A 26,027-nucleotide genomic window follows, 5' to 3' on the forward strand; every position below is an offset into this window, starting at 1 on the left:
ACGTCATGATTCCTTTTTAGTTTTAAGCTGTGGTCAGGGGCTGGCCGGCTGCGATGATCTCGGCGATACGCGCGCGCAACCCCTGCTTGTCAATCTTGCCCACCGCCGTCATGGGCAGGGCATCCAAGGTTTCGAAACGGTCGGGCAGCTTGAAGTCCGCCACCCCGCGCTCGCGCAGAAACTTGCGCAAGGCCAGCGGCTTGAGACCTGGCTCGGTGGTGACGATAAAGGCGCAGCTCTTCTCCCCCATGGCGCTGTCGGGCATGGAGACCAGGGCCGCCTGGGTGATGGCCGGATGGTGCAGCAGCTGGTTTTCCACCTCTTCCGCCGCTATCTTCTCGCCGCCTCTGTTGATCTGATCCTTCTGTCGCCCCACGACCGTGAGGTAACCATCGGCATCCTGTACCACCAGATCTCCGGAGCAGTAGAAGCCCTCGCTATCAAACACCCGGGCGTTGTGAGCCGGGCTCTGGTAGTAACCGCGGAAGGTATAGGGGCCCCGGGTGTGCAGGGCGCCAGGCTCGCCGGGGGCCACCGGGTTGCCCGCCTCATCGAGGATGCGCACCTCGTCGTCCGGGCTCATGGGGCGGCCCTGGGTGTGAATGACCTTCTCGTCGGGGTCGTCCAGCCGGGTGTAGTTGACCAGCCCCTCCGCCATGCCGAACACCTGCTGCAGCCGGCAGCCGAGCAGCGGGGTGATCTTGCGCGCCACCGCTTCGGCCAGCTTGGCGCCGCCCACCTGCAGCAGGTCGAGGCTCTCAAGCTGACTGCGGACGGACGGATCAGATTCGGCCGCCTGCAACCAGAGGGAGACCGCCGGCGGCACCAGGGAGCAGAGGTTGATCTTGTGGCGGGCGATCAGCGGGAAACAGCTGATGGGGCTGGGATCTTGCGCCAGCACCACGGCGCCGCCCGCCTCGAACACCCCCAGTGCCCCGGGGGAACTCAGGGGGAAGTTGTGGGGGGCCGGCAGGGCGCACAGATAACGGGTATGGGGCCCCAGCTCACAGATCTCATTGCTGCGGCGCACGCTGTAGAAATAGTCGTCGTGAGTACGGGGAATGAGCTTGGGGGTGCCGGTGCTGCCACCGGAGAGCTGGAAGAAGGCTACTTCGTCCGCCGGAGTCGGGCCATGGACGGGGATGGGCAATTCTTCGCTCCTGGCCAGATCACTCAGCCAGTGAGCCAGCCCCAACTCCCCCGCGTCGCCATCCAGCAGCACCAGCTCGGCGCCTATGCCTAGCAGCAGATCACTGTGGCGATCCCCGCTGGCAAACAGCGGATGGGCGAGCGAGCCGATAAAGAGGCGAGGTCGGATCTGCTCGGCGTAAGAGGCCAACTCCAGCCGATTGTGGCTAAAGAGGGCGTTGACCGGGGCTATGCCCGCTTTAAGCAGGGCGAAGAACACCAGATAGAACTCGGCCACGTTGGGGAGTTGCACCAGAGCAGTATCGCCGACCCCCAGGCCGTGGCGGGCGAGCCGCCCGGCCAGCCAGCTCGAGGCGGCGTCCAGCTCGCGATAGCTGAAGCTGCGCTCGCCGCAGAGGATGGCGGCGGCATCGGGGGCCAGCTCGCACTGGCGCGCCAGCATGGCGGTCAGGGGCTCGCCGTGCCAATGACCCTTGGCACGGTATTGATCCGCCAGCTCTGCGGGCCAGCGGCTATAGGACAGGAAGCGGTTGGGCTGAGTCATTGTGCCACCTCCGGACTCAGGCCCAGGGCTTTGAGCATTGTGCCCAGCTTGGTGCCGGTCTCGGCCCACTCCATGGCGGGATCCGAACCCGCCACTATACCGGCACCGGCAAACAGCTCCACCTGGTGGCCATCGAGCACGCCGCAGCGGATCACCACAGCCCACTCGCCGTTGCCCTGGCTGTCACACCAGCCGACGATGCCGCTAAACAGGGCGCGCCGGAAGGGCTCCTGCTCGCGGATGAACTGGCGCGCCAGATCCGTGGGATAACCGCACAGGGCCGGGGTCGGATGGAGCTGGCAGGCCAGGGAGAGCACTGAGGCGTCGCTGCCGTGCAACTGGCCCGCAATGGGGGTGCCCAGATGCCAGAGGGTGTCCGTGCTCATCAAGGAAGGGTGGGAGGGGATCGCCAGCACGCGGCAGTGGGGAGTCAGCACCCGGCGGATCTCGTCGATCACCAACTTGTGTTCATGCTGATCCTTGCGAGAGGCCAGCAGGTCCCGGGCCACCGCCTCGTCCTGCACCGGCTCGCTCGCCCGTCTGGCGGAACCCGCCAGCGGGTGGGTGAAGACCTCTCCCCCGCTGACCCGCAGCAGCAGCTCGGGGCTGGCTCCAAGCAGGCGGCGGCCCTGACCGAGCGGCAAGGAGAAGTGGAAGGCGTGGGGATTCTGGGCCATCAGGCGGGCCAGTACCCGCTCGGGATCGGCGGGTTTGTGCAGGGTGAGGATCAGCTTGCGCGACAGCACCACCTTGGCAAGCTTGCCTTGGGCGAACGCATCCAGTGCGGCGCTGACCGAGGCCTTGAATTCACCCGCAGCCGGGGTGCTCTGCACCGCGATGACACTGTTGGTCTCGGTGGTCTGCTCTTCTGGTGCGATGCGCTCACCCCGCTCATAGCGGCCGGGCACATAGAGACAGGAGGCTTCCGCCGGATCGAAGGCGAAGGCGCCGATCAGCAAGGGATTGGCCTGGCCGGCGGCCCTGGCGGCTGCCAGTGCATCGGCAATCTGCTGTTCTAGCAAAGGCCATTCACAGGCGGGGGTGGTGATGGGCTGGCCCAGGTCAGTGGCACTGATCGTGCCCTGACCCGAGGTAAACAAGAAATCAGGCGACATCTTCGCCTCGGCAGGTGCGCCATTTTCCATTACTCGAGTATTCACGTTACACCCTCAAAGAAGATTCAAAATGATAATGATTATCAGTTTGACTTTGTGCGGCGGTAAAATACTCGCTTTGAAATCACGGGGTCAATGGGATTTTGAGTCGATAAAACAGGGGCTTTTCTATGGGTATTGGCACTATGGCGCCGCGGCGGGCCTGCCGGCACAGGGGGTGGCAACGCTACTCGAATGAACACGGATTGCCATCCCCATATGGGGGATGCGACAGAAACGGGGTCAGGCTGCCCCCACTGGCGGCCGACCCGCTTTGCCCCTAAGATGGCGCCATCTGTTGTTGCCACCCATTTGATGGAACCTTCCCATGTTAAAGCACCTGCTTCTGCTCCCCTTCGCCCTGCTGCTGGCGGCCTGCTCCCTCACCCAGTACAGCGTCAGCGAGGGCGAGATCAACCAGTACCTCAAAGAGCGAGTCGCTTTCGAGAAACAGCTGGGGATCCCCGGCATCATGTCGAGCAAGATCCGCCTGGACGACATGGAGAGTCGCATCGGTCGCACCCGCGCCGATCGGGTAGAGCTGGATGCCGCCGGCGATCTGGAGGTGGCGAGCCCTCTTGGCAGCCAGCAGATGAAGATCCGCCTCTCCCTCAGTGCCCGCCCGGACTATGTGGCCGAGCAGGGCGCCATCTACCTGCGTGACCTCGAACTCATCTCGGTCAAGACAGAGCCGGCCGACGTGGGCGCCGCCCTCACGCCGCTGCTGCCCACCTTCAACCAGTCCCTCTCCCTCTTCCTCTCCCAGACCCCTGTCTATCGGCTGGATGGCAGTCGCAAGAACGAGGCCAGGATCAAGGAGAAGGTCGAGGCCCTCAAGGTGGAGCCCGGTCGTCTGGTGATCCCCTTCAAGCTGATGTAACCCCTGCCGCCGCGCCCCCCTCTCCCCAGACCCCTGGGGCGCGGTTTTTCGCTTCTAAAGTTCCCTCCCTTGCCTCATAATGCACACCATTCTCATTTAGATTCATGAGAAGCGTCATAATAAAATCAAACATATGGGTGAAAAGGACATGAGAAAAACCGTACTGGTGCAGGCGATCGCCTGTGCACTGCTCAGCAGCGCCGCGCACGCTGCCGTCAAGGTGGAAGACAAGACCTTCAACACCGCCGCCAGCATGCTGACCTATACCGAATTCGAACTCTCCGGCGAGCCGCTGGCCGAAGCCCTGGGGCTGGATCTGGACGTGCTGGACGCCAACCGCACCGATGAACCGACTCCCTTCGACTTCGCCGCCGGCATCGAATCCTATGAGTACTCCGAAGAGGCGATGTACGCCCTCAACTACCAGTCCGGCATGGGCCCGCACCTGGTGAACGGGCCGCAGAACCAGGCTCGTGGTGGCACCCTGGCCGACCTTGGCAAGCGGGTGCTGGCCATGGCCGATGCGGTCGGCTTCCCGGCCGATGAGGTGCCGCAGGGCATGTATCCCCTCTCCCTGCCCTACGCCTCCGCCAACCCGGAGTTCGCCCAAGCCGTCAACGCCGCCCCGGTCAACGGCGATCAGCTCACCATCAAGACCGCCAAGGGCACCGAGAAATCGGTCAAGACCCAGGTCCCGGCCTACTTCCGCGACTACGCCACCCTGCGCTGGAGCGGCAGTGACAACCTGCTGGTGCCGGCGGCCGTGGGGGGCATACTGCTCAAGGAAGTGATGTGGTCCCAGGACTTCCTCGGCGGCATGCACGTGGCCGAGAGCGATGAAGAGGTGGAAGCCGCGTCCGCCACCATGGATCAGGACGGCAAGCACAAGCTCGGCGTCTCCGCCGCCGATGGCTTCAACGGCATGATGCTGACCGAGCAGTCCATCGACAAGCTGGCCATACTGCAGGGCCAGCTCGGCTTCGATGGCAAACAGCTCGGCGCCAGGATCAGCCCCCAGTACGATCCGGCCAAGGGTGTCGTCTACTTCCCCCATCAGGTGAAAGTGACCGAAACCAGCAAGAACGACGTCGGTGCCATCGGCAAGCTGGAGGTGGTGGACGGCTCCGCCCAACTGCGCGACGCCTGGATGCTGCTGTGGCCGCTCTCCGAGTTCTACGCCTTCAGCGATCAGCGCAGCGCCAACACCAACCAGAACCCGGCCTTCCACGCCGTGTTTGACGGCGCCCCCTTCGCCGCCGCCCCGGCCGCCAACAAGGCCAATGACCTGGCCAAGGCAGTGGCGGGCAGCGATGCCTTCTCCCTGGCCCAGAACCTCTCCAACCTGACCTTCAAGAACCTGGCCGCCCTGCACTTCGAGCCCAAGGCCGGTACCCTGGTGGACAGCTGGCAAGAGGGCAAGCAGAGCGCTCACGTCACCACCTTCGACGCCGCCTACGCCCTGGTCGCCCTGCAGATCTTCCAGCGCGCCCAGGATGCCTTGCCGGTCGGTTATGCCGCCGGTGACAACGGCGAGCTGAACCTCAAGACCCAGCAGGGTCAACAGGCACTCGAGCTGGTACGCAAGCAGGCTGACTTCATCCTCGGCAAGCTGGTGGGCAAGAACGGCCTGGTCCACGACGGCCTGACCCTGGGCGGGTCGCTGGATGCCGGTCAATCCATAGAGGCGCAATTTGCCGCCATCCGTGGCCTGAGCGCCGCCTTCCTGGCCACCTCGGATGCCAAGTACCGCACTGCCGCACGGGATCTCTTCATCGCCACCGACAAGGCCTACTTCAATGCCAAGGCGGGCACCTGGCTGGCGGGCAAGCAGGGTGAATACACCCCCTGGACCCAGGCTGCCATCTCCGGCGCACTGCGCTCTGCCATGCTGAACCTGCGCAACGAAGGGGCCGAGAAGGCACCCGAGCTGGAGCTGGCCAAGCTGACCGGCCAGTACGTCAGCTGGTTCCGTGGCACAGTCAACGGCGGCATGCAGATGGCCGAGTGGGTCGGCGACTCCGGCGAGAACGTCATCGACGGCGCCGGTGGTGACACCGACGAAGACGGCGTGCCGCAAGTCACCGCCGCCGGTGGCAAGCACGGCACCGCCATGGTGATGGCCGGCAAGGCCATCGTCAGCGAATAAGTCAGCGATGACCGCATGAAAAAGGGAGCCTTCAAGGCTCCCTTTTTGTTGGTCTCGATCTCATCAGCCGAGCTTGGCCACCATCTCCTTGGTCACCAGCACGATGCCCTGCTCGGAGCGGTAGAAGCGACGGGCATCCTCGTCCGCGTTCTCCCCCACCACCAGGCCATCGGGCAGCTTGCAGCCCTTGTCCACCACCACTCGGCGCAGGCGGCAGCCCGCCCCCACTTCGACCCCGGGGAAGATCACCGCCTGATCCAGGGTGCAGAAGGAGTGCACCCGCACATTGGTGAAGAGCACAGAGTTCAGCACGAAGGAGCCGCTGACGATGGAGCCGCCCGCGAACATGGAGTTGATGGTCATGCCGTGCTGGCCGTTTCTGTCCTGCACGAACTTGGCGGGGGGCGACATGTTCTGGCTGGTCCAGATGGGCCAGTTCTCGTCATAGATGTCGAGCTCGGGCACCACGGAGGCGAGATCCATGTTCGCCTCCCAGAAGGAGTCCAGAGTCCCCACGTCGCGCCAGTAGGGCTTTTGCCCCTCCTTGGCACCGACGCAGGAGATGGTGAAGGGGTGCGCAAAGGCCTTGCCCTCTCCCACTATGCGCGGGATCACGTCCATGCCGAAGTCGTGCTTGGACTCCAGATTGTGGATGTCCTCCTCCAGCAGTTGATAGAGGTATTCCGCATCAAAGATGTAGATCCCCATGGAGGCCAGGGAGATCTGGTCATTGCCCGGCATGGCGGGCGGATTGGCCGGTTTCTCCACGAAGGCGCGGATCTTGCGCTGCTCGTCGATGTCCATGACCCCGAAGGCGGACGCCTCCGCGCGCGGCACCTCGATGCAGGCCACCGTCACCTTGGCCCCGAGGCGCACGTGATCGAGCAGCATGGCGGCGTAGTCCATCTTGTAGATGTGATCCCCCGCCAGCACCACTATGTATTTGGGGCCGTAGTCACGAATGATGTCGACGTTCTGGTAGATGGCATCGGCGGTGCCGCGATACCAGTGCACCTCATCCACCCGCTGCTGGGCGGGCAACAAGTCGATGAACTCGTTCATCTGATAGCGCAGGAAGGACCAGCCAGACTGCAGGTGGCGCAGCAGGCTGTGGGACTTGTACTGGGTGACCACACCCACCCGGCGAATGCCGGAGTTGATGCAGTTGGAAAGCACGAAATCGATGATGCGGAACTTGCCGCCGAAATGGACGGCGGGCTTGGCGCGATTGTCGGTCAACTGCTTCAGGCGACTACCACGTCCCCCTGCGAGCACCAAGGCCATACTCTGATTCAATAGTTGCCGTGCTTTGGCTGTGTCTACGGGTTCTAGCAACATATCTACCTCTGCTCTGTTGGGGCTGTTTTCAACCCATCTTCGCTTTTTTTGCGAACTGTGAAAGTGTTTTCACTCACATTTAGTGGCTTTCCGACGACCCTTTTCATGGAGTTGCGTGAGTACTCAAGCTTTGTGCCGGCGGCTTGATTAGAATTTCTACATCACGAGCATCATCAAGGATGAAACGATGTTGAATAAACACGAGGGAAATCTGCTGCTGGTCAGCGCCCTGGTCTGCATTCCCATGCTGTTGCTGCAGGGACTCTGGCTTGCGCCTCCGGCCTCCCCCCTCACCCTGCTGCTGGTCCTGATGACCACCCTCATCGGCTTCGCCCTGCTGCTCTTGCTCACCCACAGCGTGCGCAAGGGGGAGCGGGAGAGGCAGGAGCAGCGCTGGCTGCTGGCGCTGCAACAACGGGATCCCGCCATGCTGGAGAGCCCGCAGGCACAAACGGCGCTACGCCAGTTGCTTGCCTCCTTCAGTGAAGCCGAACTCGATGCACATCGCCAGATAAGCGAACTGCAACAGCAGGCGACCCAGGACGAGATGACGGGCCTGCGCAACCGCCATGCATTCAGGCGCGATCTCACCGAGCTGCTGCTGCAGGAGACGACCCAGACCGCCATCCTGGTGCTGATCCGCGCCACCGAGCTGGCCCGCCTCAATGCCCAACGCGGCTTCCAGTCCGGGGATGCCTACATCAGGGATATTTCCAACCTCATCAATCTGGTGGTCAACCGCTTTCCCGGGCATCAGGTCTATCGCATCTCGGGGTCTGATTTTGCGGTGCTGCTCCCATCTGACATCAACATTCCGCCCCATTTGCTGGGGCAGGAGTTCAAGCGGGCCTTCGATCATTATCATCGGGAACGGGAATTGGAAAATGTGGCCTACACAGGGCTGACCCAGCTCTCCCGCGCGCAGAATATCGAGGCAATCCTGGCTCGTGCAGATCTCGCCCTGGCACGGGCTCAGACTGAGACCATCAACGGCTGGGCCATCCAGCAACATGATCATTCCAGCAACCTCCATGGCCAGCAGCACTGGAAGAGAGTGCTGGAGGACCTGCTGTCGCAGCCGGATTGCATCACGCTCTTCAGCCAGCCGGTGCAGGCGTTCAATCGGGACATGGTGCCCTACCAGGACATCTCTGCCCGCTTCAGCAATCGAGAAGGCATACAGCTCCCCACAGACACGCTCTTTGCCATGGCACAGCGACTGGAAATGCTGATGCGGCTGGAGCAGATGCTGATCACCCATGTCATGCGCCAGTATCGCGCCTTCGACCAGCAGACCCACCGCTGGGGGCTCAACCTCTCCAGCTGCCTGTTGCAGAACAGCGCCTTTTTGATCTGGTTTGATCACCAGCTGCAAAAGGATGCGAACATCAGCGCCAATCTGGTCTTCGCTCTGGATGAGGAGCACCTGAAACACAACATGAACGGTGGAAAGCGGCTGTTTGAACTGCTCAGGCGCCATGGCAGTCGCTCCACCATTCGCAACTTTGGCAAGGGGATGGACTCCTTCACCCTGCTTCATGAGCTGAGGCCGGATTATGTGAAGCTGGATCCGCTGCTGCTTGGCACCCTGGAACGGGACATCGCCAACCAGCAGTTCGTGCGGATGATAGTCGACGTCTCCCATCGCATGGGCTGTCTGGTGATAGCGGAAGGGGTGGAGGAGCTCGGTCAGAAGCAGTTGTTGCAAGGCATGTATGTGGACGGATTGCAGGGGTATCTGATCGCACGGCCCCAGGAGCTGAGGCCTGACATTCCCCATCCGGGGGTCTTCACTGGGGACGTTTCAACTTCAGCAGGGTCAGAATGATGTCATTGAGCTGGCGATAGCGCTCCAGCTCCTTCTGATCGTAACGGGTCGCCAGCATGGTCGGGTTGTGGCGGTTCTTGAGGTAACGGTTGATCTGCAGACGATTGAAACCGGCCACCTTGTAGACCTGACCGAGCAAGGCATTGAGCTCCTCGTCCGCCAGTCCCGCCCGGGCCAGATAGTCCTCCTGGGACGGGCTCTCCAGCTGGCAGCTCTGCTTGTCGAGGTGGCCGCTCTCCTGCAGGTAGGCGAGCCACTGCTCCACATAGAGCGGCTTGCAACCGGCCAGCAGATCGAAATAGCCCACCGCATCGCAGCGGCAGCCGGTCAGCAGCACCAGGGCCAGGGCATCGCTGTCGCATTGGAAGGTCACGGGACCGCTCTGACCCCAATCCAGCGCCTGCACCCGGATCCGGGCCCGCGCGCCCGCCGCTGTAGTCACGTCAAAGACAAACATGGCACCTCCCGATCGGCAAAGGGTTGATGATGACCCATCTCGGTGACGGGTGCAAAGCCAAATCGCCCGCTCATCTTGGCGCCCTTGCCGGGCATAAAAAAACCGACGGCCTCGCAGCCGTCGGTTCTGGTCTCGGAGATGGCCCGCGTCGGGGCCATCAGTGCAGCACAGTTCAGGCGTCCAGCTCAACCAGCGCCTTGGCCAGCTCGATAGGCTCGAGCTCCTGGCCTTCCAGATCGGCGTTCCAGTTCGGGCCGACCAGCACATCGTCTTCGTCCAGATCGTTGATCCAGATGTCGAGAAACTCTTCGAGTTCGATCACTTCCGGCTCGTAATCCGCCCACTCGTCCACGCAGTGCAGACGGGCATCGCCCTCGGCAGACCACAGCGGCATGACGTCGGCATCTTCGAACTCGGCGGAGCGGCACACCACCCAGTCTTCACCGTAACGCAGACCCCACACCTGACCCGACTCGCGGACTTCTTCGATGAACAGCTGGAAATTGGCGTCAAGATTGTCAGTTAGTTTGCTCATGGGGGTCTCTCTCTTGCAGGCGGTCGGCCAACGCTGGCCAATAATGGGGCTGATGGTGTCCCAAAAGCCCCCCAGACTCAAGCCTTATCCCCAAAAAGGCGGGGATAAGCGCCATCAGGTTCGATATTGGGCGACCAGGGCCCCCAACTCGTCGCAAGAGAGCGCCAGCTGGCTTGCCGCCTGCTCGGTCAACCGGTTCTGGGCCAGGGCATCCGCCGCCAGCTCGGTGATGGCCACCAGCCGCTGGTTGATCTCCTCGGCCGCCCGGCTCTGCTCGGCGGCGGCCGTGGCGATCTGGCTATTCATGGCATTGATGGTGTGCACAGATCCATCGATGGCATGAATGGCGCCGTCGGCATCACCTGCCCTGTCGGCGGTGGAGCGGGAGAGTTGCTGCAACTGGGTGATGCCACTGACCACCCGGCCCGCCCCTTCCTGCAGCCGCAGGATCATCTGCCGGATCTCGTCGGTGGAGCTGTGGGTGCGGGTCGCCAGGGTGCGCACCTCGTCGGCCACCACAGCGAAGCCACGCCCCTGCTCGCCGGCCCGGGCCGCCTCGATGGCGGCATTGAGGGCCAGCAGGTTGGTCTGCTCCGCCACCCCCCGGATCACGTCAAGCACGGAGCCAATCTGCTGGGTCTCCTGCTCGAGCTGGCTCACCGCCTGCACCGTCTCCACCATCTCGTCCGCCAGCTGGCTGATGGTCTCCCTGGTCTGGGCCACCACCTGACGCCCGTGCCGGGCGAGATTGAGCGCTGAGTCCGCCGCCTCGGCGGCCTGGGCCGCGTGCTGGCCCACCTCCCGGCTGCTCACCGTCATCTGCTCCATGGCGCTGGCCACCCGCAGGGTGTCCTGCTCCTGGCCGGTGACGATGGCGCCGGTCCGGTCGACGATCTGGGCCAGCTGGTGCGCCTGCTCCCGGTTCTGGGCCGTGATCTGCTGGCTGCGCCCCACCAGCTGCGCCATCTGGCCGGCGAAGAGGTTGAAGTTGACCGAGAGCTGGCTCAGCTCGTCCCGGCCCGACTCCGGCAGCCGAAAACGCAGATCCCCCTCCCCCCTGGCGATGTTGCCGAGGGCCGATACCGACTGGGAGAGAGGCACCACTATGCTGCGCACTATGAGCCCGACCACGGCAAACAGCAGTATGGCCAGCACCAGGCCTATCCCGAGCAGGGTGCGCAGCACCTCCTGATACTGGGCCTCGACGTCGTCCACATAGACGCCGGTACCGATGATCCAGTCCCAGGGTGCGAAGCGCTTGATGTAGGAGATCTTGCGCACCGGCTCCTCCACCCCGGGCTTGGGCCAGTAGTAGGCCACCTCTCCCGCGCCCTGCGCCTTCGCCAGATCGGCGAAGGCCACAAACAGCCTGAGCCCCTGCTTGTCCTCCACCCCGGAGAGATCCTTGCCGTCCAGCTCGGGTTTCATGGGGTGCATTACCATGGTGGGATGGCTGTCATTGATCCAGAAGTAATCCTCCTCGCCATAGCGCAGCCCATTGATCGCCGCGAGGGCCTCGGCCTTGGCGCGCCCCTCGTCGAGCTCCCCCTTGCGTACCCTGGCCTCGAATCCGGCCACCAGGCTGTAGGCGGTCTCGACCTGGGCCCGGGTCTGACGGCTCTTCTCCCCCATCAGCCCCTGCTGATAGATCTGCAGGCAGAAGAACAGCAGCAGTCCCAGCAGCGCCAGCACCATCAGGGTCACCAGCGACAGGCGCCGGCCGATACTCCATTGTCTCAACATACCCTAGTCCCGAACCAGCTACATGTTGTTAACAAGGTATGTCGCCATGGCGCGCCCTGTCCACGATGACAGCAAAAGCAGTGCCAAAAACATGATCCAGCCCCAAAAACAAGAAAGGGTGCCCAGTGGCACCCTTTCTTGTTGTCGACCGGATGACGCGATCAGCGCTCCCAGTACACCTCTTCCAGGCTGTCTTCCTTCTCCGGCAGGCCGCGGGAGAGACGCGGGCTGCTCTGGGCCAGCACCTCGTAGCTCACCCGGTTGGCGTACTTGCACACCTGGGCCAGGGAGGAGTAGGTGAGGAACTCGGAGAGGTGCTTGGCGGAGTTCGGCACATTCATACGGTGATAGGCGTTGGCCACCATGTCGTGCAGCACCGCAGACAGGGCGCCATCCCCGGCACCATTGGTGTTCTTGATCTTCTCCGGACCGCCCATGTAGGGGGAGATATGGGAGTAGATCCGCGCCGGATTGCGGCACTTCTCGCGGGCCATGGGGCGGCTGAACTCATACATGTTGAACTCGGGGATCACCCCGGGCAGCAGGGTATGGGTGGTCTCGCGCTTGTAGTCTTCCTCGGTGTAGCTCGCCATGTAGAGGCCGATGGGACCGGCGGTGCAGAGCACCATGTCGGCCCAGTCCAGCGCCTTGTCGGCTGCGCCGAGCGGATCTTTGATCCCGGTCAGGGCCTCGGCCTCGTCCTCGTTCATGGCGAGCACTGTCACGTTCTCGCTGATGAAATCACGCCACCATTGGGGGTTCTCGTCGATGACGAAACGGGTGCCCAGGGTCAGCACCACGGGCACACCGGCCTCGCGGGCATAACGGACGGCAGCCATGGCCGCCTCCTTCATGGGAGTGCCGTCGGCGCCGCGCACCAGGTAGGCGGTGATCACCAGGGCGGAGGAGTCCTTGATGATGGCCTCAGGGATGTGCGCCACGTCCAGGTGGTCCATCTTGCCGGCGTTGATGCCAAAGCTACGCTCGCCCCCTTCGGTGATGAAGGTGAAGCAGCGACCGACAGGGCCATCCACCGGCTGCAGGTAGTCGAGGTTGACGCGGGAGGATGTGTTGCACAGATAGCGGTAGGCGTAGCTGCCGATGCGGATGTCCTGGCTCATCACCCCGAGCAGGATGGAGTGGGAATCGGCCAGCACAGAGTAGTTGTGCATGGTGTTGCCTATGGTGCCGCCGGCAAACTCGCTCACCACCATGTTGTTGGCCTTGAGCTCTTCATAGACCCGCTCGGCCACGTCGTCGGAGATGAGCATGGAGTGACCCTTGCTCAGGCCGTACCGGTTCAGAAAGTCCTCGTCCACATGGGCTTCGATATCCACCAGAGTCTGATCTATACCCACCACATAGGCCTTGCCCAGTTCGGTGAGCTGGGGATTTTGCGGGATCAGGGGATCACGCCTGTCGACCGGGAAGTAGTGTTTGGACTTGCGCTGACCGGGAAATTTCATGGCAATCTTCTGTGCTCTGGGGGAAAGAGGGGCGGGATTTTAACACAATCCACCCCGCCGAAAAGTCGCCCGATTAAAATATGGGGTCAGTATAGGCAAGGGTTTGCGAGGAAAACGTTTGATCTTTCCCCCTCAAAAAACCACCTCGCGGTGAGGTGGTTTTTCGCACTCAAGTGGCCTCTGGCCTCAGCCGAATGACAGCCCCTGCACCAGCGCCAGCACCGAGAAGAGCCCCAGGGCCAGCCAGAAGAAGAGGGTACCAAACAGCCGCGGCTTGTTCGGCGCCTTGGGGATCTGGATACCGATGGCGTGCAGTATGCGCCCGACCAGCAGCAGTCCCCCACCCAGGTGCAGCCAGAGCGCCCCCACCCCGGCCAGTTCGCACAGGGCCATCAGCAAGAGGGTGAGCGGCACGTACTCGGCGAAGTTGCCGTGGGCACGGATGGCGGAGAGCATCTCGGGCGCCTCCCCTTCCCCTATCATCACCTTGAACTGGGCACGGCGCTTGACCACCCAGAACGAGAGCAGCAAAAACAAGAGCCCCAGCAGGCCGCCGTAGATCAGCGTGATATGCATCATCAAGACACTCCTTTATCGTTGAACCCGAACACCCGGCGCACATAGTCGCGGCCGCGAAGCCCCCTCACGCCAGCTCGCGGCAGATCAACGACACCATCATGCGGATGTGGGCCTGATCGCTGTTGAGGGCGGCTATGTAGTGGAACTGCTCTCCTCCCGCGTCCATGAAGACGGCGCGGTTCTCGACCTGGATCTCCTCCAGGGTCTCGAGGCAATCCGCCGAGAAGGCCGGGCAGATCACATCGAGCCGCTTGACCCCTTGTTCCGCCAGCTGGGCTATGGTGACGTCGGTATAGGGCTTGAGCCACTCCTGCTTGCCAAAGCGGGACTGGAAGCTGGCACTCCACTGCTCGGGGGACAGACCCAGCGCCTCCGCCAGCAAGGCGGCGGTGCGGCGACACTGGTGACCGTAAGGGTCCCCCTCGTCCTCGCTGCGCTGGGGAATGCCGTGGAAGGACATCAGCAGATGCTCACCCTGGCCCTGCTGCTCCCACTGGCGGCGCACGCTCATGGCCAGCGCCTGAATGTATTCCGGGTGGTTGTGATAGTCACGGATGAGGCGCATCACCGGCAGGTGGCGCTCCTTCTTCATCACCCGGGCCCAGCCGTCGAACACGGCGGCCGTGGTGCTGGCGGCATACTGCGGGTAGAGCGGCAGCAGTATCACCCGATTGACCCCCTGGGCCTTGAGCGCCTGCCAGCCCTCGTCGAGGGAGGGCGAGCCATAGGTCATGGCCAGCACCACGGGCACATCGACCCCTTCCCGCTTGAGCTCCTGCTCCAGCGCCGCCCGCTGCCGCTGGCTGATGGCCATCAGGGGTGAGCCCTGCTCGGTCCAGACCTGCTGATAGAGCTTGGCGACCCTGGGGGCCCGAAACGGCAGTATGGCGAAGGTCAGCAGCGGGGCCCACAGCAGGCGAGGTATCTCGACCACGCGCGGGTCCTGCAGGAACTGACTGAGAAAGGCCTTGACGGCCGCCGAGGTTGGCGCCGCTGGGGTCCCAAGATTGACGAGCAAGATCCCGGTTTTCGTGGTCACGTTAGCGTCCTGTCGTGGGGTGTTTGTGGTGCTTGTGATAATGCAAGAAAGGGCCCTGTGTGGACCCTTGTCTCAATGTCGTTGCCAGGCGATCGCCCTTGGCGTGGCAAGAGGATTGCCAGCACGGCGGCAATGTCGGTGGCAAGACCAGCTTTAGCCGAGGATCGCCGCCAGCTGCTGGCTGACCTGATCCACCGGCTGGGTGCCGTCGATCTTGACGTAACGGGTGTTGCCCGCTTCCGCTTCCTTGCCGTAGAAACCGATGAGCGGTGCGGTCTGCTGATGGTAGACATCCAGACGCTTGCGAACCGTGGTCTCTTCGTCGTCGGCACGGATCACCAGATCCTCGCCGGTCACGTCATCCTTGCCTTCCACTTTCGGCGGGTTGAACACCACGTGGTAGGTACGGCCGGAGCCGGAGTGCACGCGGCGACCGCTCATGCGCTTGACGATCTCTTCGTCCGGCACCGCGAATTCCAGCACGAAGTCCACCACCACACCGGCATCCTTCATGGCTTGCGCCTGGGGGATGGTGCGGGGGAAGCCGTCCAGCAGGAAGCCGTTGGCGCAATCCGGTTGCGCGATACGTTCTTTGACCAGGCCGATGATGATGTCGTCGGAGACGAGCTGACCTGCGTCCATCACGGCCTTGGCCTTGAGGCCCAGCTCGGTACCCGCCTTGATCGCCGCACGCAGCATGTCGCCGGTGGAGATCTGCGGAATACCGTGTTTTTCCATGATGAACTGAGCCTGGGTACCTTTGCCGGCACCCGGTGCTCCCAACAGAACAATGCGCATACACGCTCCTAATTGATTGGTTATTCAATTCTTGAGAAGGCAAAAAACTACACGTTTTCGCCCGTATTAACAAGCTCGCCCCGTGTGAGTGGCCAGATTATCACCAGCCCCTGGCGCCGTCTCTGCGACCAAAGACGCAGGCCCCTGCCACGAAAAATGATTGAAAATGCAGCAGACATCCAGGGTGGACAACGCCGCCCCGGGGGCGGCGTCGGCCAAAAAAAAGCCCACTGCCTTGCAGTGGGCCAATCACATCACGCCTGGAGTAGCAGACGGTTGATACGGGAGACGAAGCTCGCCGGATCATTGAGGCCGCCCTGCTCCGCCAGCTGGGCCTGCTCGTGCAAGAGGCTGACCCACTCACCGAACAGCGCCTCGTCTTCGATGGTGTCGAGTTTCTTCACCAGGGCGTGGTCAGGGTTGAGCTCCAGTATGTACTTCTGCTCCGGTACCGGCTGGCCGGCGGCGCGCATCAGCTTGATCATCTGGGTGCTCATGCCGTGGTCATCGGTGACGATACAGGAGGGGGAGTCGGTCAGACGGTGGGTGACACGCACCTCTTTCACCGCATCGGCCAGGCTCTGCTTGACCCGCGCCACCAGACCGGCGTTGGCTTTTTCAGCCTCCTCCTGGGCCTGCTTGGACGCCTCGTCCTCCAGCTCGCCCAAGTCCAGCTCGCCACGGGTGACGGAGACCAGCTGCTTGCCGTCGAACTCGGTGAGGTGGCTCATCAGCCACTCGTCCACCCGCTCCCACATCAGCAGCACTTCGACGCCCTTCTTGCGGAAGATCTCGAGGTGCGGGCTGTTCTTGGCGGCGGCATAGGAGTCGGCGGTGATGTAGTAAATCTTCTGCTGGCCTTCCTTCATGCGGCCAACGTAATCCTCAAGCGAGACGGTCTGGGCCTCGCCCTCGCCGGCGGTGCTGGCAAAGCGCAGCAGCTTGGCGATCTCTTCGCGGTTGGCGTAATCCTCGGCCGGGCCCTCTTTGAGCACGTTGCCGAACTCGCTCCAGAACTTGGCGTACTTCTCGCCGTCATCCTTGGCCAGCTTGTTCAGCATGGTCAGGACGCGCTTGGAGCAGGCCTTGCGCAGGGAGGCGGTCACCTTGTTGTCTTGCAGGATCTCGCGGCTGACGTTGAGCGGCAGATCGTTGGAGTCCAGCACCCCTTTGACGAAGCGCAGGTAGGTCGGCATAAACTGCTCGGCGTCATCCATGATGAAGACGCGCTGCACGTAGAGCTTGAGGCCGTGCTTCTGCTCGCGGTTGTAGAGATCGAAGGGTGCGCGGGCCGGGATGTAGAGCAGGCTGGTGTACTCCTGGGCCCCTTCCACCCGGTTGTGACCCCACAAGAGCGGATCTTCGAAGTCATGGGCGACGTGCTTGTAGAACTCCTGGTACTCCTCGTCCTTGATGTCTTTGGGGTTGCGGGTCCAGAGCGCGGTGGCGCGGTTGACCTGCTCCCACTCGCCGGGGGTGCCGACTATGGTCTCGCCATCTTCTTCGCGATCCGGGGTGCCCTCCTTGAACATCTCCACCGGCACAGAGATATGGTCGGAATACTTGGCGACCACGGCGCGCAGGCGCCAGTCGTCCAGGAACTCCTCTTCCTCGGCGCGCAGGTGCAGGATGACGTCGGTGCCGCGCCCTTCTTTGGTCACGTCAGCTACCGTGAAGGAGCCTTCCCCTTCCGATTCCCACTGCACGCCCTGGCCCGGCTCTGTGCCGGCGGCGCGGGAGATCACGGTCACCTTGTCGGCGACGATGAAGGCGGAGTAGAAGCCCACCCCGAACTGACCGATCAGCTGGGAGTCCTTGCCTTGATCACCAGAGAGGTGCTTGAAGAACTCGGCGGTACCGGACTTGGCGATGGTGCCCAGGTGCTCGATTACCTGGTCACGGGTCATGCCGATTCCGTTGTCCGAGATGGTCAGGGTCTTGTTCTCTTTGTCCACCACCAGGCGCACGCGCAGCTGGCCGTCGTTTTCGAACAAAGAGGCATCGGAAAGCGCCTTGAAGCGCAGCTTGTCCGCCGCATCGGATGCGTTGGAGATAAGCTCGCGCAGGAATACTTCTTTGTTGGAGTAGAGGCTGTGAGCCATCAGGCTCAGCAGTTGTTTGACTTCAGTCTGAAAGCCGTGGGTTTCGGCGTGAACACTTTGGGTCATCGACCAGTCCTCAAAACGTCGGGTTGAACAGATTCCCAACCTAGATGGGGTTGGCCCACCAAATATCAAGGGGCCAAAGTGCAAACTTGAGAGCAAACTTGCACACTGGCCCCTTGTCGCGGGCTTGGCTGCCCATTTTTTGTACCATCCAGCCAAACCTGTTGATGAGCCGTCGCGAGAAGCCGTCAGCAAGGTATCGATCCGCGCAGGAACCGGAACGTATAGGCATACGTGAGCCCCTGGTTTCACATAAGCGAGCAGCACATGAGCCTTGATCACGGTTTCGCAGCAGGCCCATAAGCAGGTTTAGATGCGCTGGCGCCCCATCAGGGAGTGAGACAGCGTGGTGCCATCCACCAGCTCCAGCTCGCCGCCCACCGGCACCCCGTGGGCGATGCGGCTCACCTCCACCCCGGCGGCGCGGGCCATGTCGGCGATATACCAGGCGGTGGCATCCCCCTCTATGGTGGGGTTGGTGGCGAGGATCAACTCCTTGATGTGCTCATCCTTGAGGCGCCGCTCCAGGATCTCCAGCCCCAGCTCCTCGGGCCCTATGCCGTCCAGGGGCGACAGATGGCCCATCAGCACGAAGTAGCGGCCGGAGAACTGGCCGGTCTGCTCGATGGCCGCCACGTCTGCCGGGCTTTCCACCACGCAGAGCAGACCGTTCTCCTCGCGCTTGGGATTGGCGCAGATCTCGCAGCGATCGTTCTCGGTGAAGGTGCGGCAGTGGCTGCAATGACCGATTTCGGTCAGCGCCCGATTGAGCAGGGAGGCGAGACGCAGGCCGCCGCTGCGCTCGCGCTCCAGCAGGGTGAACGCCATGCGCTGGGCCGACTTGGGGCCCACGCCCGGCAAGACCTGCAGCGCCTTCATCATCTCATCGAGCAGGGGACTGAATTTCATGGGGATATCCTTTAAAGCCGCGCCGAAGGGAGGAGTAGGCCCGCTTGCCTGACGCGGCGCCGACGCCTCCATCCGAACCTATCTTGTTGGCGCAGGACTATACCCGAGCCGCCCCCAGCCGCCAATGGCAGATCCCGCCAAATGGCCCCTCCCCCTTGCCACACAGCTCCTCGGCAAACCGGGTGGCGCCCCGCTTCCCCGGCCCATGCCGACCCCGCAAGGCCATCCAGGGCTCAGAAGGCGATAAAAAGCGCCCAGGATGTTTAGCTTTACTATACGGTTAATGAGTATCGTCAAATAAAACCAAACAAAAATCCCTCCCGATGCCAGCGCCCCTGGCCGCGGCCCCCTGCAAGGGCGCTATCAGGGCACCCAATAAGTTGCGCCGTCACTGCCCCGTCGATTCCCCCTACCCTATGTCAACCATCCAATACCGAACAGGCCCGCCTCGCAGAGCTGCGTCGTCACTGCCCCACCGATTCCCCCACCCTATGACCTCCAATACCGAACGGGGCCCGCCTCGCAGGATCGCAAAGAAGCGCCGCGTCTGGCACTCAAACCGGTGCGAGATCAAGGTAATGGGGGCCACTGACCCGATAAACTTGGCCCCCGCGGCAGGGCCGACCTTCCTCTTTTCCCTGCCAAGCCAAGGCCCCTTCCCCTCCCGGCGCCGCCCATTGCAACCCTGTCCGTTGCACCCTGAGGCCGACGCCGTGGCGGCAGGCCAGCAGACGGGAGTTCGATATCGCATGACATTCCCCAGGATGATCGCCGGATGGCCGCCCCTGCTGGCCCTCCCCTGCCCTCTTGTCATCAGGGAAGGCTATCTGCCCCCTTGTTATCAGGGAGGGGCGCCCGCCTCTCTTTGGATGGCGTCATGACGGCCCGGACCCGGACGCGCTCCAGGCTGCGCCGCGAATTTCATATGGACGGCATAGTGCAGGGGGTCGGCTTTCGCCCCTTCGTCTATGGGCTGGCGCTGCGTCACGGCCTTGCCGGTTATGTCTTGAACGATGCCAACGGCGTCACCATAGGTGCCGAGGGATCCCCCGATCAGCTGGCCAGCTTTGCCCGCAAACTGCGGGAGCTGGCGCCGCCGCTCAGCCGCATCGATCATTTCAGCGAGCGGGTTCTGCCCCAAAATGATGACCCCGATTATGACGGTCAATTCCATATAAAGGCGAGTCAGCAGCAGAGCGCCGCCACTGTCGCCATCTCGCCGGATCAGGGGATGTGCGAGGCGTGCGCCACGGACGTGGCCAACCCCAAAGATCGCCACCATCACTACCCCTTTACCAACTGCACCCACTGCGGCCCGCGCTACACCATCATCCGCCGCCTCCCCTACGACAGACCTCACACCGCCATGGCGGGCTTTGCCATGTGCCCGCGCTGTGCGGCGGCCTATGAAAACCCGCTGGACAGACGCTACCACGCCCAGCCGGTGAGCTGCCCCGAGTGCGGGCCCCATCTCAGCTGGCGCACCGGCAAGGGTGATGCCCTGGCCGAGCGCGAGGATGCCCTGCACGCCGCCGCCCACGCCCTGCAAGCGGGGGCCCTGATTGCGGTCAAGGGGATGAGTGGCTATCACCTGATATGCGATGCCCGCAGCGAGTCTGCCGTGGCGCGGCTTCGCCAGCTCAAGCGGCGCGAGCGCAAGCCGCTGGCGGTGATGATGGGTTCCCTTGCAGAAGCCAGGCTCCATGTCACCGGCTGCGAGGCGGAGTGGAAGCTGCTCGCCTCTCAGGCCAGACCCATCACATTGCTGCGCAAACGCAAAAACGATGATCGGCCGCCAGAATCCAAACTGACAGCCGCGTCGCTGGCCGAGGGGATAGCTCCCGGCATACCCTACCTTGGGATCATGCTTCCCTATACCCCGCTCCATCAACTGCTGCTGGACGCCTGTGCCATACCGCTGGTGGCCACCAGCGCCAATGGTCGCGGCAGCCCGATCCATGTCGAGTGCGAGGCGGTGGTCAGGGAACTCGGGGGCGAGATTGACGGCATCCTGGATCACAACCGCCCCATACTGCACCCCTGCGACGACAGTCTGGTGCAGTGGGCTGGCGGGCGGCGCCAGACGTTGCGCCTCGCCCGGGGTTATGCTCCCTGCACCCCCAGCCTGAAGCAGGCGGTCAAGGTGCCGCTGCTGGCGGTCGGGGCGCAGCAGAAGAACCAGCTGGCGCTGGCCTTCGGCCGCCAGCGCATCTACAGCCCCTATATCGGCGATCTGCACAGCCTGCCGATGCAGGGCCACTTCGAGCAGACCCTGGCGACCTTTCGCGATCTCTACGATCTCAAGCCCCAGCTGCTGGTATCGGATCGCCACCCCGGCTATCTCAGCCACCAGTGGGCCAAGGGCTATTGCCGCGATCAGGGTGCAACCCATCTTGAGGTGCAGCACCATCACGCCCACCTGCTGGCTGTGATGGCCGAGCACGACATCACTGGCCCCGTGCTGGGAGTTGCCTTCGACGGCACCGGCCTTGGCGATGACGGCACCCTCTGGGGTGGCGAGCTGCTGCTGGCCGATGTGAAAGGCTTCGAGCGGGTTGCCCACCTCCAGCCCTTCAAGCTGATCGGCGGCGAGGCGGCGATTCGCGAGCCGGTGCGCCAGCTGCTGGGGCTGCTGTTTGAATCGCATAGCCCTGAGGAGATCAGCACCCTCGATATTCCGGCGATCAAGCAACTGCCCGCTGAGCGGATCAGCAACCTGCACCAGCTCTGGCAGCTGGGTCGCAACGCCCCCCATACCAGCTCCATCGGCCGGCTGTTCGATGCCGTGGCGGCGCTGCTGGGGGCGATCGATGCCCCGGATTACGAGGGCGAAGCGGGACTCCTGCTGGAGGCGGCCGCCTTGCAGCTGGCCCCCGATGAAGCGCCCTTCCCCCTCGCCTTTGACCTCAGCCAATCAACAGAGGGGCCACTGCAGATCGAGTGGGCCGAGCTCATCCATACCCTTGTCAGCGAGCGGGCCAAAGGCACCTCAACCGCCAGCCTGGCTGCCGGCTTTATCCGCGCCATCAGCAAGCTGGTGGTTGCCCTGGCCGAGCGCTTTCCCGGTTATCCGGTGGCGCTGGGGGGCGGCGTCTTTCAAAACCGGGTGCTGATGGACGAGCTGGTGCCCGGCCTCGAAGCGGCCGGTCGGCAGGTATTAACCAGCGAAACCCTGCCGCTCAATGACGGTGGCATCGCCGCCGGTCAGCTCTGGTTTGCCATCCACCATATTGCCACGCACCAGCCTGCCACAGCCGGCTGTGCCACCTTGTCGGAGTCCTGAAATCCATGTGTCTATCCATCCCCTCTCAGGTGGTGCAGCTGCACCCAGAAGATAACTGCGTCACCGTCGATACCCTGGGGGTGCAGCGTCGCGTCAGCTGCATGCTGCTCGAAGAGCCCCTCCAGGTGGGCGACTATGTGCTGCTCCATATCGGCTTTGTGATGAGCAAGATTGACGAAGAGGAGGCGCAGGCCAGCCTCGAGAGCTTCCGCCAGATGGTGGCCCTGATGCCCGATCAGGATATCTTGCCATGCTGACCTTGAATGACTTGTTTCAGGGCTTTCGTCAGCCCGACGTCATCCGCGCCCTCGCCGCGCAAATTACCGAGCTTGCCAAAGATCTCCCCGAACCGCTGCGGGTGATGGAGGTGTGCGGCGGCCATACCCACACCATCATGAAGTACGGCCTGCCCCAGTTGCTGCCGGCCAGCATAGAGTTCGTCCACGGTCCTGGCTGCCCGGTCTGCATCATGCCCAAAGAGCGCATCGATCAGGCCATCGAGCTGGCGAGTCAACCGAGCGTCATACTGGTCACCCTGGGGGACATGATCCGGGTGCCGGGATCCAAAGGCACGCTGGCCCAGCAGCGGGCCAGGGGGAGCGATATCCGCCCGGTCTATGACCCCCTCGATGCCCTGCGCATCGCTAAAGAGAACCCGGAGAAAACCGTGGTCTTCTTCGCCATAGGTTTCGAGACCTCCACCCCCATGACGGCCGCGCTCTTGGCAGCAGCTGAAGAGAAAGGGGTCGATAACCTCTTGTTTCATATCAACCATGTGCTGGTGCCCCCCGCCATTCACGCCGTGATGGCCGACGGGGTCGCCAAGGTGAACGCCTTTATCGGCCCCTCCCACGTCAGCGTCATCACAGGCGCCGATATCTACCTGCCCATAGTCCAGCGCTATCAGGTGCCGGTAGTGGTGAGCGGCTTCGAGCCGGTGGATGTGATGGAGGCACTGCTGATGATGGTGCGCCAGAAGGTGGAAGGCCGCTACGCACTGGAGGTGCAGTACAGCCGCGCCGTCACTGCCAGTGGCAATAAAGCCGCCCAGCGGCTGGTCGAGCGCTTTTTCGAGACCCGCGAGCATTTTCGCTGGCGAGGTCTGGGGGATATCAACGCCTCCGCCCTGCGCCTGCGCTATGCCTTCGCCAGGAGCGATGCGGAGCGCCACTTCCAGCTTGATCAGACCCCCATCGATGACCACAAGGCGTGCCAGTGCGCCGATATTCTGCGAGGGCTGGCCAAGCCCAATCAGTGCAAAGTCTTTGGCCGGGGCTGCACCCCGACCCAGCCCATGGGCAGCTGCATGGTCAGCTCCGAGGGGGCCTGCAATGCCTACTACCGATATATGGGGATCCAATGAGAGAAATTCAGTTAAGCCACGGTGGTCGGGTGATGGGTGGAGATGAACCAGCCTGTTTCGGCAATCTTGTGGAGAACCAGACCCGATGAGAGAAATCCAGTTAAGCCACGGCGGCGGCGGTGTGGAGATGAACCAGCTGATCTACCAGCTCTTCTTTCACCACTTTGGCAACGAGATCCTGCTGCGCGGTGAAGATGCCGCCCTGCTGCCGGTGAGCGGCCCCGTCGCCTTCACCACCGACAGCTTTACCGTCTCGCCGCTCTTCTTCGAGGGGGGCGATATCGGCAAACTGGCCATCGCCGGCACGGTCAACGATCTCGCCATGATGGGAGCCAAACCGGAATACCTGAGCGCCAGCTTCATTATCGAGGAGGGTTTCCCCTACGCCGATCTCGTCCGCATCGTCGAGTCGATGGCCGCAGAGCTTGCCAAGAGCGGCGCCCGCATCGTCTGCGGCGACACCAAGGTGGTGCCCAGGGGAGCGGCCGACAAGATCTTCATCAACACCAGCGGGGTCGGCACCTTCCCCCTGCCCGAACAGAGCCGGGGCATCTCGGTGCGGAGCCTCAAGGCCGGTGACGCCATTCTGGTGTCGCGGGATATCGGCAGCCACGGCGCCTGCATTCTGATGGCCCGCGATGCCTTGCAGCTAGGCTCGACACTCAAGAGCGACTGCACCACCCTCTGGCCGCAGGTAGAAGCGCTGCTAAAAGCTGGCATTACCCCCCACGCCCTGCGCGATGCCACCCGCGGTGGCCTTGCGGCAGTGCTCAACGAATGGAGCAGCGCCTCCCAAGTGGGTATCGAGCTGGAGGAGTCTGCCATTCCGGTCTGCGATCCGGTGCGTGGCCTGTGCGAACTCTACGGCTTCGAGCCCCATGATCTCGCCAACGAGGGGACCATGGTGCTGGCCCTGCCTGCCGAACAGGCGCAGGACGCGCTGGGCATCTTGCGGCAATTCAACCCTGCCGCCAACCAGATCGGCGTGGTGCAGGCGAGCGATCGCCACAAGGTGATCCTCAACAACCCCTGGGGCAGCCGCCGTTATCTGGAGCTGCCGCAGGGGGAACTGCTGCCTCGGATCTGTTGAGCGGCCATGCCGTTCACCCATATGCCATTTTCCCAATTAGGGGGAGGAGTCACTCCTCCTCCCCATATCGGTTAAGGAGCCACCATGCACGAAATGTCTCTGGCCATGGCCGCCATCGATCTGGCGGCCGAACAGGCCACCCAGCGGGGCTTTACCAGGGTGACCGCCCTCTGGCTCGAGGTCGGCAGCTTCTCCTGCGTCGACCCGGACACCATTGCCTTCTGTTTCGAGGCCGCCGCCAAGGGCACAGTCGTCGAGGGGGCCCAACTTCACTTTCAGCACCAGGCGGCAGAGGCCTGGTGTTACGACTGCAACCAGACGGTCACCCTCACCGAGCGTGGACAAGCCTGTCCCGAGTGTGGCGGATACAAATTACGAGTCGCGCAAGGGAACAGCCTGCGCATCACCGACATCGAGGTAAGTTGATATGTGTAGCGTATGCGGATGCGGCCAGGCGCGGATCGCCGGCCATAAAGATGGTAACGACCATGCCCACCACCACGATCACGACCATGAACACGCTCATGAGCACCACCATGAACATGGCCATGAGCACGATCATCATCATGCCCATGAGCAGAGCGCGCCGCGCACCCTGATCATTCACCACCACTATCACCATCAGGGGGATGTCCATCACCACTACCACGGGGTGCGGGCGCCAGTGGGAGCAGAGGGTCATGAGCACCATCACAATCACCCCCACGACCATCATCATGATCACGCCCACCCGCATCACCATAGTCATGCTCATGACCACGAGCATCCCCATGACCACGACCACGACCACGACCACGACCACGACCATCAACAGGGTGAGCTGCACTATGGCAAAGGGGAAGCGGGATTGTCGGTGCCCGGCATAGGGCAGCGTCAGCTGATCGCCATCGAGATGGATGTGCTGGCCAAGAACAACAAGCTGGCAGCCCACAACCGCGAACACTTCGACGAGGCGGCCCAGTTGGTGCTCAATCTCGTCTCTAGCCCGGGTTCAGGCAAAACCACCCTGCTGTGCGAAACCTTGCGCCAGCTGGCCGACAAGCGCCCCTGCGCCGTGATCGAAGGGGATCAGCAGACCAGCGCCGATGCGGACCGCATCCGTGCCACCGGTGTCCCTGCCGTGCAGATCAACACCGGCAAGGGCTGCCATCTGGACGCCAAAATGGTCCACGATGCCTGCCACCAGCTGCCCGCCAATGAAGGGGGCATCCTCTTTATCGAGAACGTGGGCAATCTGGTCTGCCCCGCCAGCTTCGATCTCGGCGAGAAGTACAAGGTGGCGATCCTCTCCGTCACCGAAGGGGAAGAGAAGCCCCTCAAATACCCGGACATGTTCGCCGCCGCCCAGCTGATGGTGATCAACAAGATTGACCTGCTGCCCTATGTCAGCTTTGACGTGGCCCGCTGCATCGAGAACGCCAAACGGGTCAACCCCTATATTCAGGTGATCCAGGTCAGCGCCACCACGGGCGAAGGGATGGATGCCTGGCTTAACTGGCTGGCCACGGCCTGAGGTTACGAGCGTCCGATTACGCTGCGCTAATCGAACCTACCGCCACCA

22 protein-coding genes are annotated in these 26,027 nt (G+C 62.9%); 9 read left to right on the top strand and 13 right to left on the bottom strand.

All coding sequences use genetic code 11. The features are described 5' to 3' along the window. Positions 1 to 22: 22 nt before the first annotated feature. Together ACFWHB_RS12895 and ACFWHB_RS12900 are read right to left on the bottom strand one after the other, a co-directional pair. Positions 23 to 1,693: a (2,3-dihydroxybenzoyl)adenylate synthase gene (locus ACFWHB_RS12895; RefSeq protein ID WP_395948577.1), complete on the bottom strand. Its 1,671-nt coding sequence runs from the start codon at positions 1,691 to 1,693 to the stop codon at positions 23 to 25. Further along, positions 1,690 to 2,853, bottom strand: a complete 1,164-nt coding sequence (locus ACFWHB_RS12900; protein WP_395948578.1) for an isochorismate synthase — start codon at positions 2,851 to 2,853, stop codon at positions 1,690 to 1,692. Before ACFWHB_RS12900 ends, ACFWHB_RS12895 begins: the two co-directional genes overlap by 4 nt. A gap of 322 nt (positions 2,854 to 3,175) precedes the next feature. On the opposite strand from ACFWHB_RS12900, the gene ACFWHB_RS12905 reads away from it, so the two are divergent. Then, complete coding sequence (locus tag ACFWHB_RS12905) at positions 3,176 to 3,727, top strand: lipoprotein (protein WP_025326676.1); 552 nt, start codon at positions 3,176 to 3,178, stop codon at positions 3,725 to 3,727. 148 nt (positions 3,728 to 3,875) lie between these two features. Continuing rightward, entirely contained in the window at positions 3,876 to 5,873 is a 1,998-nt protein-coding gene (locus tag ACFWHB_RS12910; protein ID WP_395948579.1) for a hypothetical protein, read from the top strand. A 63-nt stretch (positions 5,874 to 5,936) separates the two neighbouring features. On the opposite strand, the gene glgC is transcribed toward ACFWHB_RS12910, so the two are convergent. Then, positions 5,937 to 7,211, bottom strand: a complete 1,275-nt coding sequence (gene glgC, locus ACFWHB_RS12915; protein WP_106887061.1) for a glucose-1-phosphate adenylyltransferase — start codon at positions 7,209 to 7,211, stop codon at positions 5,937 to 5,939. A gap of 187 nt (positions 7,212 to 7,398) precedes the next feature. Between glgC and ACFWHB_RS12920 the strand changes: the two genes are divergently transcribed. Then, entirely contained in the window at positions 7,399 to 9,039 is a 1,641-nt protein-coding gene (locus ACFWHB_RS12920) for an EAL domain-containing protein (RefSeq protein WP_395948580.1), read from the top strand. Here the strand turns inward: ACFWHB_RS12920 and ACFWHB_RS12925 are convergent. From ACFWHB_RS12925 to recR, 9 genes are all read right to left on the bottom strand, one after another. Continuing rightward, a complete protein-coding gene (locus ACFWHB_RS12925) occupies positions 9,002 to 9,496 on the bottom strand; it encodes a hypothetical protein (protein WP_106887063.1) in 495 nt (164 codons plus the stop codon). The two genes, ACFWHB_RS12920 and ACFWHB_RS12925, sit on opposite strands and share 38 nt — an antisense overlap. A gap of 172 nt (positions 9,497 to 9,668) precedes the next feature. Beyond that, positions 9,669 to 10,031, bottom strand: coding sequence for a DUF2750 domain-containing protein (locus ACFWHB_RS12930; protein ID WP_010674427.1), 363 nt, complete (start codon positions 10,029 to 10,031; stop codon positions 9,669 to 9,671). 114 nt (positions 10,032 to 10,145) lie between these two features. Beyond that, positions 10,146 to 11,774, bottom strand: coding sequence for a methyl-accepting chemotaxis protein (locus tag ACFWHB_RS12935; RefSeq protein WP_395948581.1), 1,629 nt, complete (start codon positions 11,772 to 11,774; stop codon positions 10,146 to 10,148). A gap of 161 nt (positions 11,775 to 11,935) precedes the next feature. Then, positions 11,936 to 13,240, bottom strand: coding sequence for an inosine/guanosine kinase (locus ACFWHB_RS12940; RefSeq protein WP_106887064.1), 1,305 nt, complete (start codon positions 13,238 to 13,240; stop codon positions 11,936 to 11,938). A 186-nt stretch (positions 13,241 to 13,426) separates the two neighbouring features. Next, positions 13,427 to 13,819, bottom strand: coding sequence for an MAPEG family protein (locus ACFWHB_RS12945; protein ID WP_368169494.1), 393 nt, complete (start codon positions 13,817 to 13,819; stop codon positions 13,427 to 13,429). 64 nt (positions 13,820 to 13,883) lie between these two features. Continuing rightward, positions 13,884 to 14,858, bottom strand: a complete 975-nt coding sequence (hemH, locus tag ACFWHB_RS12950) for a ferrochelatase (protein WP_139744348.1) — start codon at positions 14,856 to 14,858, stop codon at positions 13,884 to 13,886. Positions 14,859 to 15,011: 153 nt separating this feature from the next. Beyond that, positions 15,012 to 15,656 (bottom strand): adenylate kinase, encoded by a 645-nt coding sequence (gene adk, locus ACFWHB_RS12955; RefSeq protein WP_106887067.1) that lies wholly within the window; start codon positions 15,654 to 15,656, stop codon positions 15,012 to 15,014. Between the two features lie 254 nt (positions 15,657 to 15,910). Then, positions 15,911 to 17,824, bottom strand: coding sequence for a molecular chaperone HtpG (gene htpG, locus ACFWHB_RS12960; RefSeq protein WP_368169496.1), 1,914 nt, complete (start codon positions 17,822 to 17,824; stop codon positions 15,911 to 15,913). Between the two features lie 306 nt (positions 17,825 to 18,130). Then, positions 18,131 to 18,730, bottom strand: a complete 600-nt coding sequence (recR, locus tag ACFWHB_RS12965; protein ID WP_025326665.1) for a recombination mediator RecR — start codon at positions 18,728 to 18,730, stop codon at positions 18,131 to 18,133. Positions 18,731 to 19,607: 877 nt separating this feature from the next. Here recR and hypF point away from each other — a divergent pair. From hypF to hypA, 5 genes are all read left to right on the top strand, one after another. After that, complete coding sequence (gene hypF / locus ACFWHB_RS12970) at positions 19,608 to 22,013, top strand: carbamoyltransferase HypF (RefSeq protein ID WP_395948582.1); 2,406 nt, start codon at positions 19,608 to 19,610, stop codon at positions 22,011 to 22,013. Positions 22,014 to 22,018: 5 nt separating this feature from the next. Next, positions 22,019 to 22,270, top strand: a complete 252-nt coding sequence (locus tag ACFWHB_RS12975) for a HypC/HybG/HupF family hydrogenase formation chaperone (protein WP_064337840.1) — start codon at positions 22,019 to 22,021, stop codon at positions 22,268 to 22,270. Beyond that, positions 22,264 to 23,376, top strand: a complete 1,113-nt coding sequence (gene hypD / locus ACFWHB_RS12980; RefSeq protein ID WP_395948584.1) for a hydrogenase formation protein HypD — start codon at positions 22,264 to 22,266, stop codon at positions 23,374 to 23,376. The genes ACFWHB_RS12975 and hypD overlap by 7 nt, the downstream gene beginning before the upstream one ends. Positions 23,377 to 23,461: 85 nt before the next feature. Then, positions 23,462 to 24,466 carry a hydrogenase expression/formation protein HypE gene (hypE, locus tag ACFWHB_RS12985; protein WP_395948585.1) on the top strand — a complete coding sequence of 335 codons (1,005 nt, stop codon included), beginning with the start codon at positions 23,462 to 23,464 and terminating at the stop codon, positions 24,464 to 24,466. An 84-nt stretch (positions 24,467 to 24,550) separates the two neighbouring features. Further along, a complete protein-coding gene (gene hypA / locus ACFWHB_RS12990) occupies positions 24,551 to 24,892 on the top strand; it encodes a hydrogenase maturation nickel metallochaperone HypA (protein ID WP_395948586.1) in 342 nt (113 codons plus the stop codon). Here the strand turns inward: hypA and ACFWHB_RS12995 are convergent. Further along, positions 24,870 to 25,238 carry a hypothetical protein gene (locus ACFWHB_RS12995; RefSeq protein WP_338120454.1) on the bottom strand — a complete coding sequence of 123 codons (369 nt, stop codon included), beginning with the start codon at positions 25,236 to 25,238 and terminating at the stop codon, positions 24,870 to 24,872. The two genes, hypA and ACFWHB_RS12995, sit on opposite strands and share 23 nt — an antisense overlap. On the opposite strand from ACFWHB_RS12995, the gene hypB reads away from it, so the two are divergent. After that, positions 25,131 to 25,979, top strand: a complete 849-nt coding sequence (gene hypB / locus ACFWHB_RS13000) for a hydrogenase nickel incorporation protein HypB (RefSeq protein ID WP_395948587.1) — start codon at positions 25,131 to 25,133, stop codon at positions 25,977 to 25,979. The genes ACFWHB_RS12995 and hypB overlap by 108 nt on opposite strands. Positions 25,980 to 26,027 lie beyond the last annotated feature (48 nt).

Origin of the sequence: Aeromonas mytilicola subsp. aquatica, assembly GCF_044336385.1 — a bacterium.
Lineage (GTDB): Bacteria > Pseudomonadota > Gammaproteobacteria > Enterobacterales > Aeromonadaceae > Aeromonas > Aeromonas rivipollensis.

What these genes read in the sequence shown, in the direction of transcription:
- ACFWHB_RS12920 (WP_395948580.1), top strand. Translation starts at nt 7,399, where the DNA reads ATGTTGAATAAACACGAGGGAAATCTGCTGCTGGTCAGCGCCCTGGTC.
- ACFWHB_RS12935 (WP_395948581.1), bottom strand. Translation starts at nt 11,774, where the DNA reads ATGTTGAGACAATGGAGTATCGGCCGGCGCCTGTCGCTGGTGACCCTG.
- ACFWHB_RS12940 (WP_106887064.1), bottom strand. Translation starts at nt 13,240, where the DNA reads ATGAAATTTCCCGGTCAGCGCAAGTCCAAACACTACTTCCCGGTCGAC.
- recR (WP_025326665.1), bottom strand. Translation starts at nt 18,730, where the DNA reads ATGAAATTCAGTCCCCTGCTCGATGAGATGATGAAGGCGCTGCAGGTC.
- htpG (WP_368169496.1), bottom strand. Translation starts at nt 17,824, where the DNA reads ATGACCCAAAGTGTTCACGCCGAAACCCACGGCTTTCAGACTGAAGTC.
- adk (WP_106887067.1), bottom strand. Translation starts at nt 15,656, where the DNA reads ATGCGCATTGTTCTGTTGGGAGCACCGGGTGCCGGCAAAGGTACCCAG.
- hypD (WP_395948584.1), top strand. Translation starts at nt 22,264, where the DNA reads ATGCTGACCTTGAATGACTTGTTTCAGGGCTTTCGTCAGCCCGACGTC.
- ACFWHB_RS12975 (WP_064337840.1), top strand. Translation starts at nt 22,019, where the DNA reads ATGTGTCTATCCATCCCCTCTCAGGTGGTGCAGCTGCACCCAGAAGAT.
- ACFWHB_RS12910 (WP_395948579.1), top strand. Translation starts at nt 3,876, where the DNA reads ATGAGAAAAACCGTACTGGTGCAGGCGATCGCCTGTGCACTGCTCAGC.
- hypE (WP_395948585.1), top strand. Translation starts at nt 23,462, where the DNA reads ATGAGAGAAATCCAGTTAAGCCACGGCGGCGGCGGTGTGGAGATGAAC.
- ACFWHB_RS12895 (WP_395948577.1), bottom strand. Translation starts at nt 1,693, where the DNA reads ATGACTCAGCCCAACCGCTTCCTGTCCTATAGCCGCTGGCCCGCAGAG.
- hypF (WP_395948582.1), top strand. Translation starts at nt 19,608, where the DNA reads ATGACGGCCCGGACCCGGACGCGCTCCAGGCTGCGCCGCGAATTTCAT.
- glgC (WP_106887061.1), bottom strand. Translation starts at nt 7,211, where the DNA reads ATGTTGCTAGAACCCGTAGACACAGCCAAAGCACGGCAACTATTGAAT.
- ACFWHB_RS12905 (WP_025326676.1), top strand. Translation starts at nt 3,176, where the DNA reads ATGTTAAAGCACCTGCTTCTGCTCCCCTTCGCCCTGCTGCTGGCGGCC.
- hypA (WP_395948586.1), top strand. Translation starts at nt 24,551, where the DNA reads ATGCACGAAATGTCTCTGGCCATGGCCGCCATCGATCTGGCGGCCGAA.
- ACFWHB_RS12930 (WP_010674427.1), bottom strand. Translation starts at nt 10,031, where the DNA reads ATGAGCAAACTAACTGACAATCTTGACGCCAATTTCCAGCTGTTCATC.
- ACFWHB_RS12995 (WP_338120454.1), bottom strand. Translation starts at nt 25,238, where the DNA reads ATGGGGATGCTCGTGGTCATGAGCATGACTATGGTGATGCGGGTGGGC.
- ACFWHB_RS12945 (WP_368169494.1), bottom strand. Translation starts at nt 13,819, where the DNA reads ATGATGCATATCACGCTGATCTACGGCGGCCTGCTGGGGCTCTTGTTT.
- ACFWHB_RS12925 (WP_106887063.1), bottom strand. Translation starts at nt 9,496, where the DNA reads ATGTTTGTCTTTGACGTGACTACAGCGGCGGGCGCGCGGGCCCGGATC.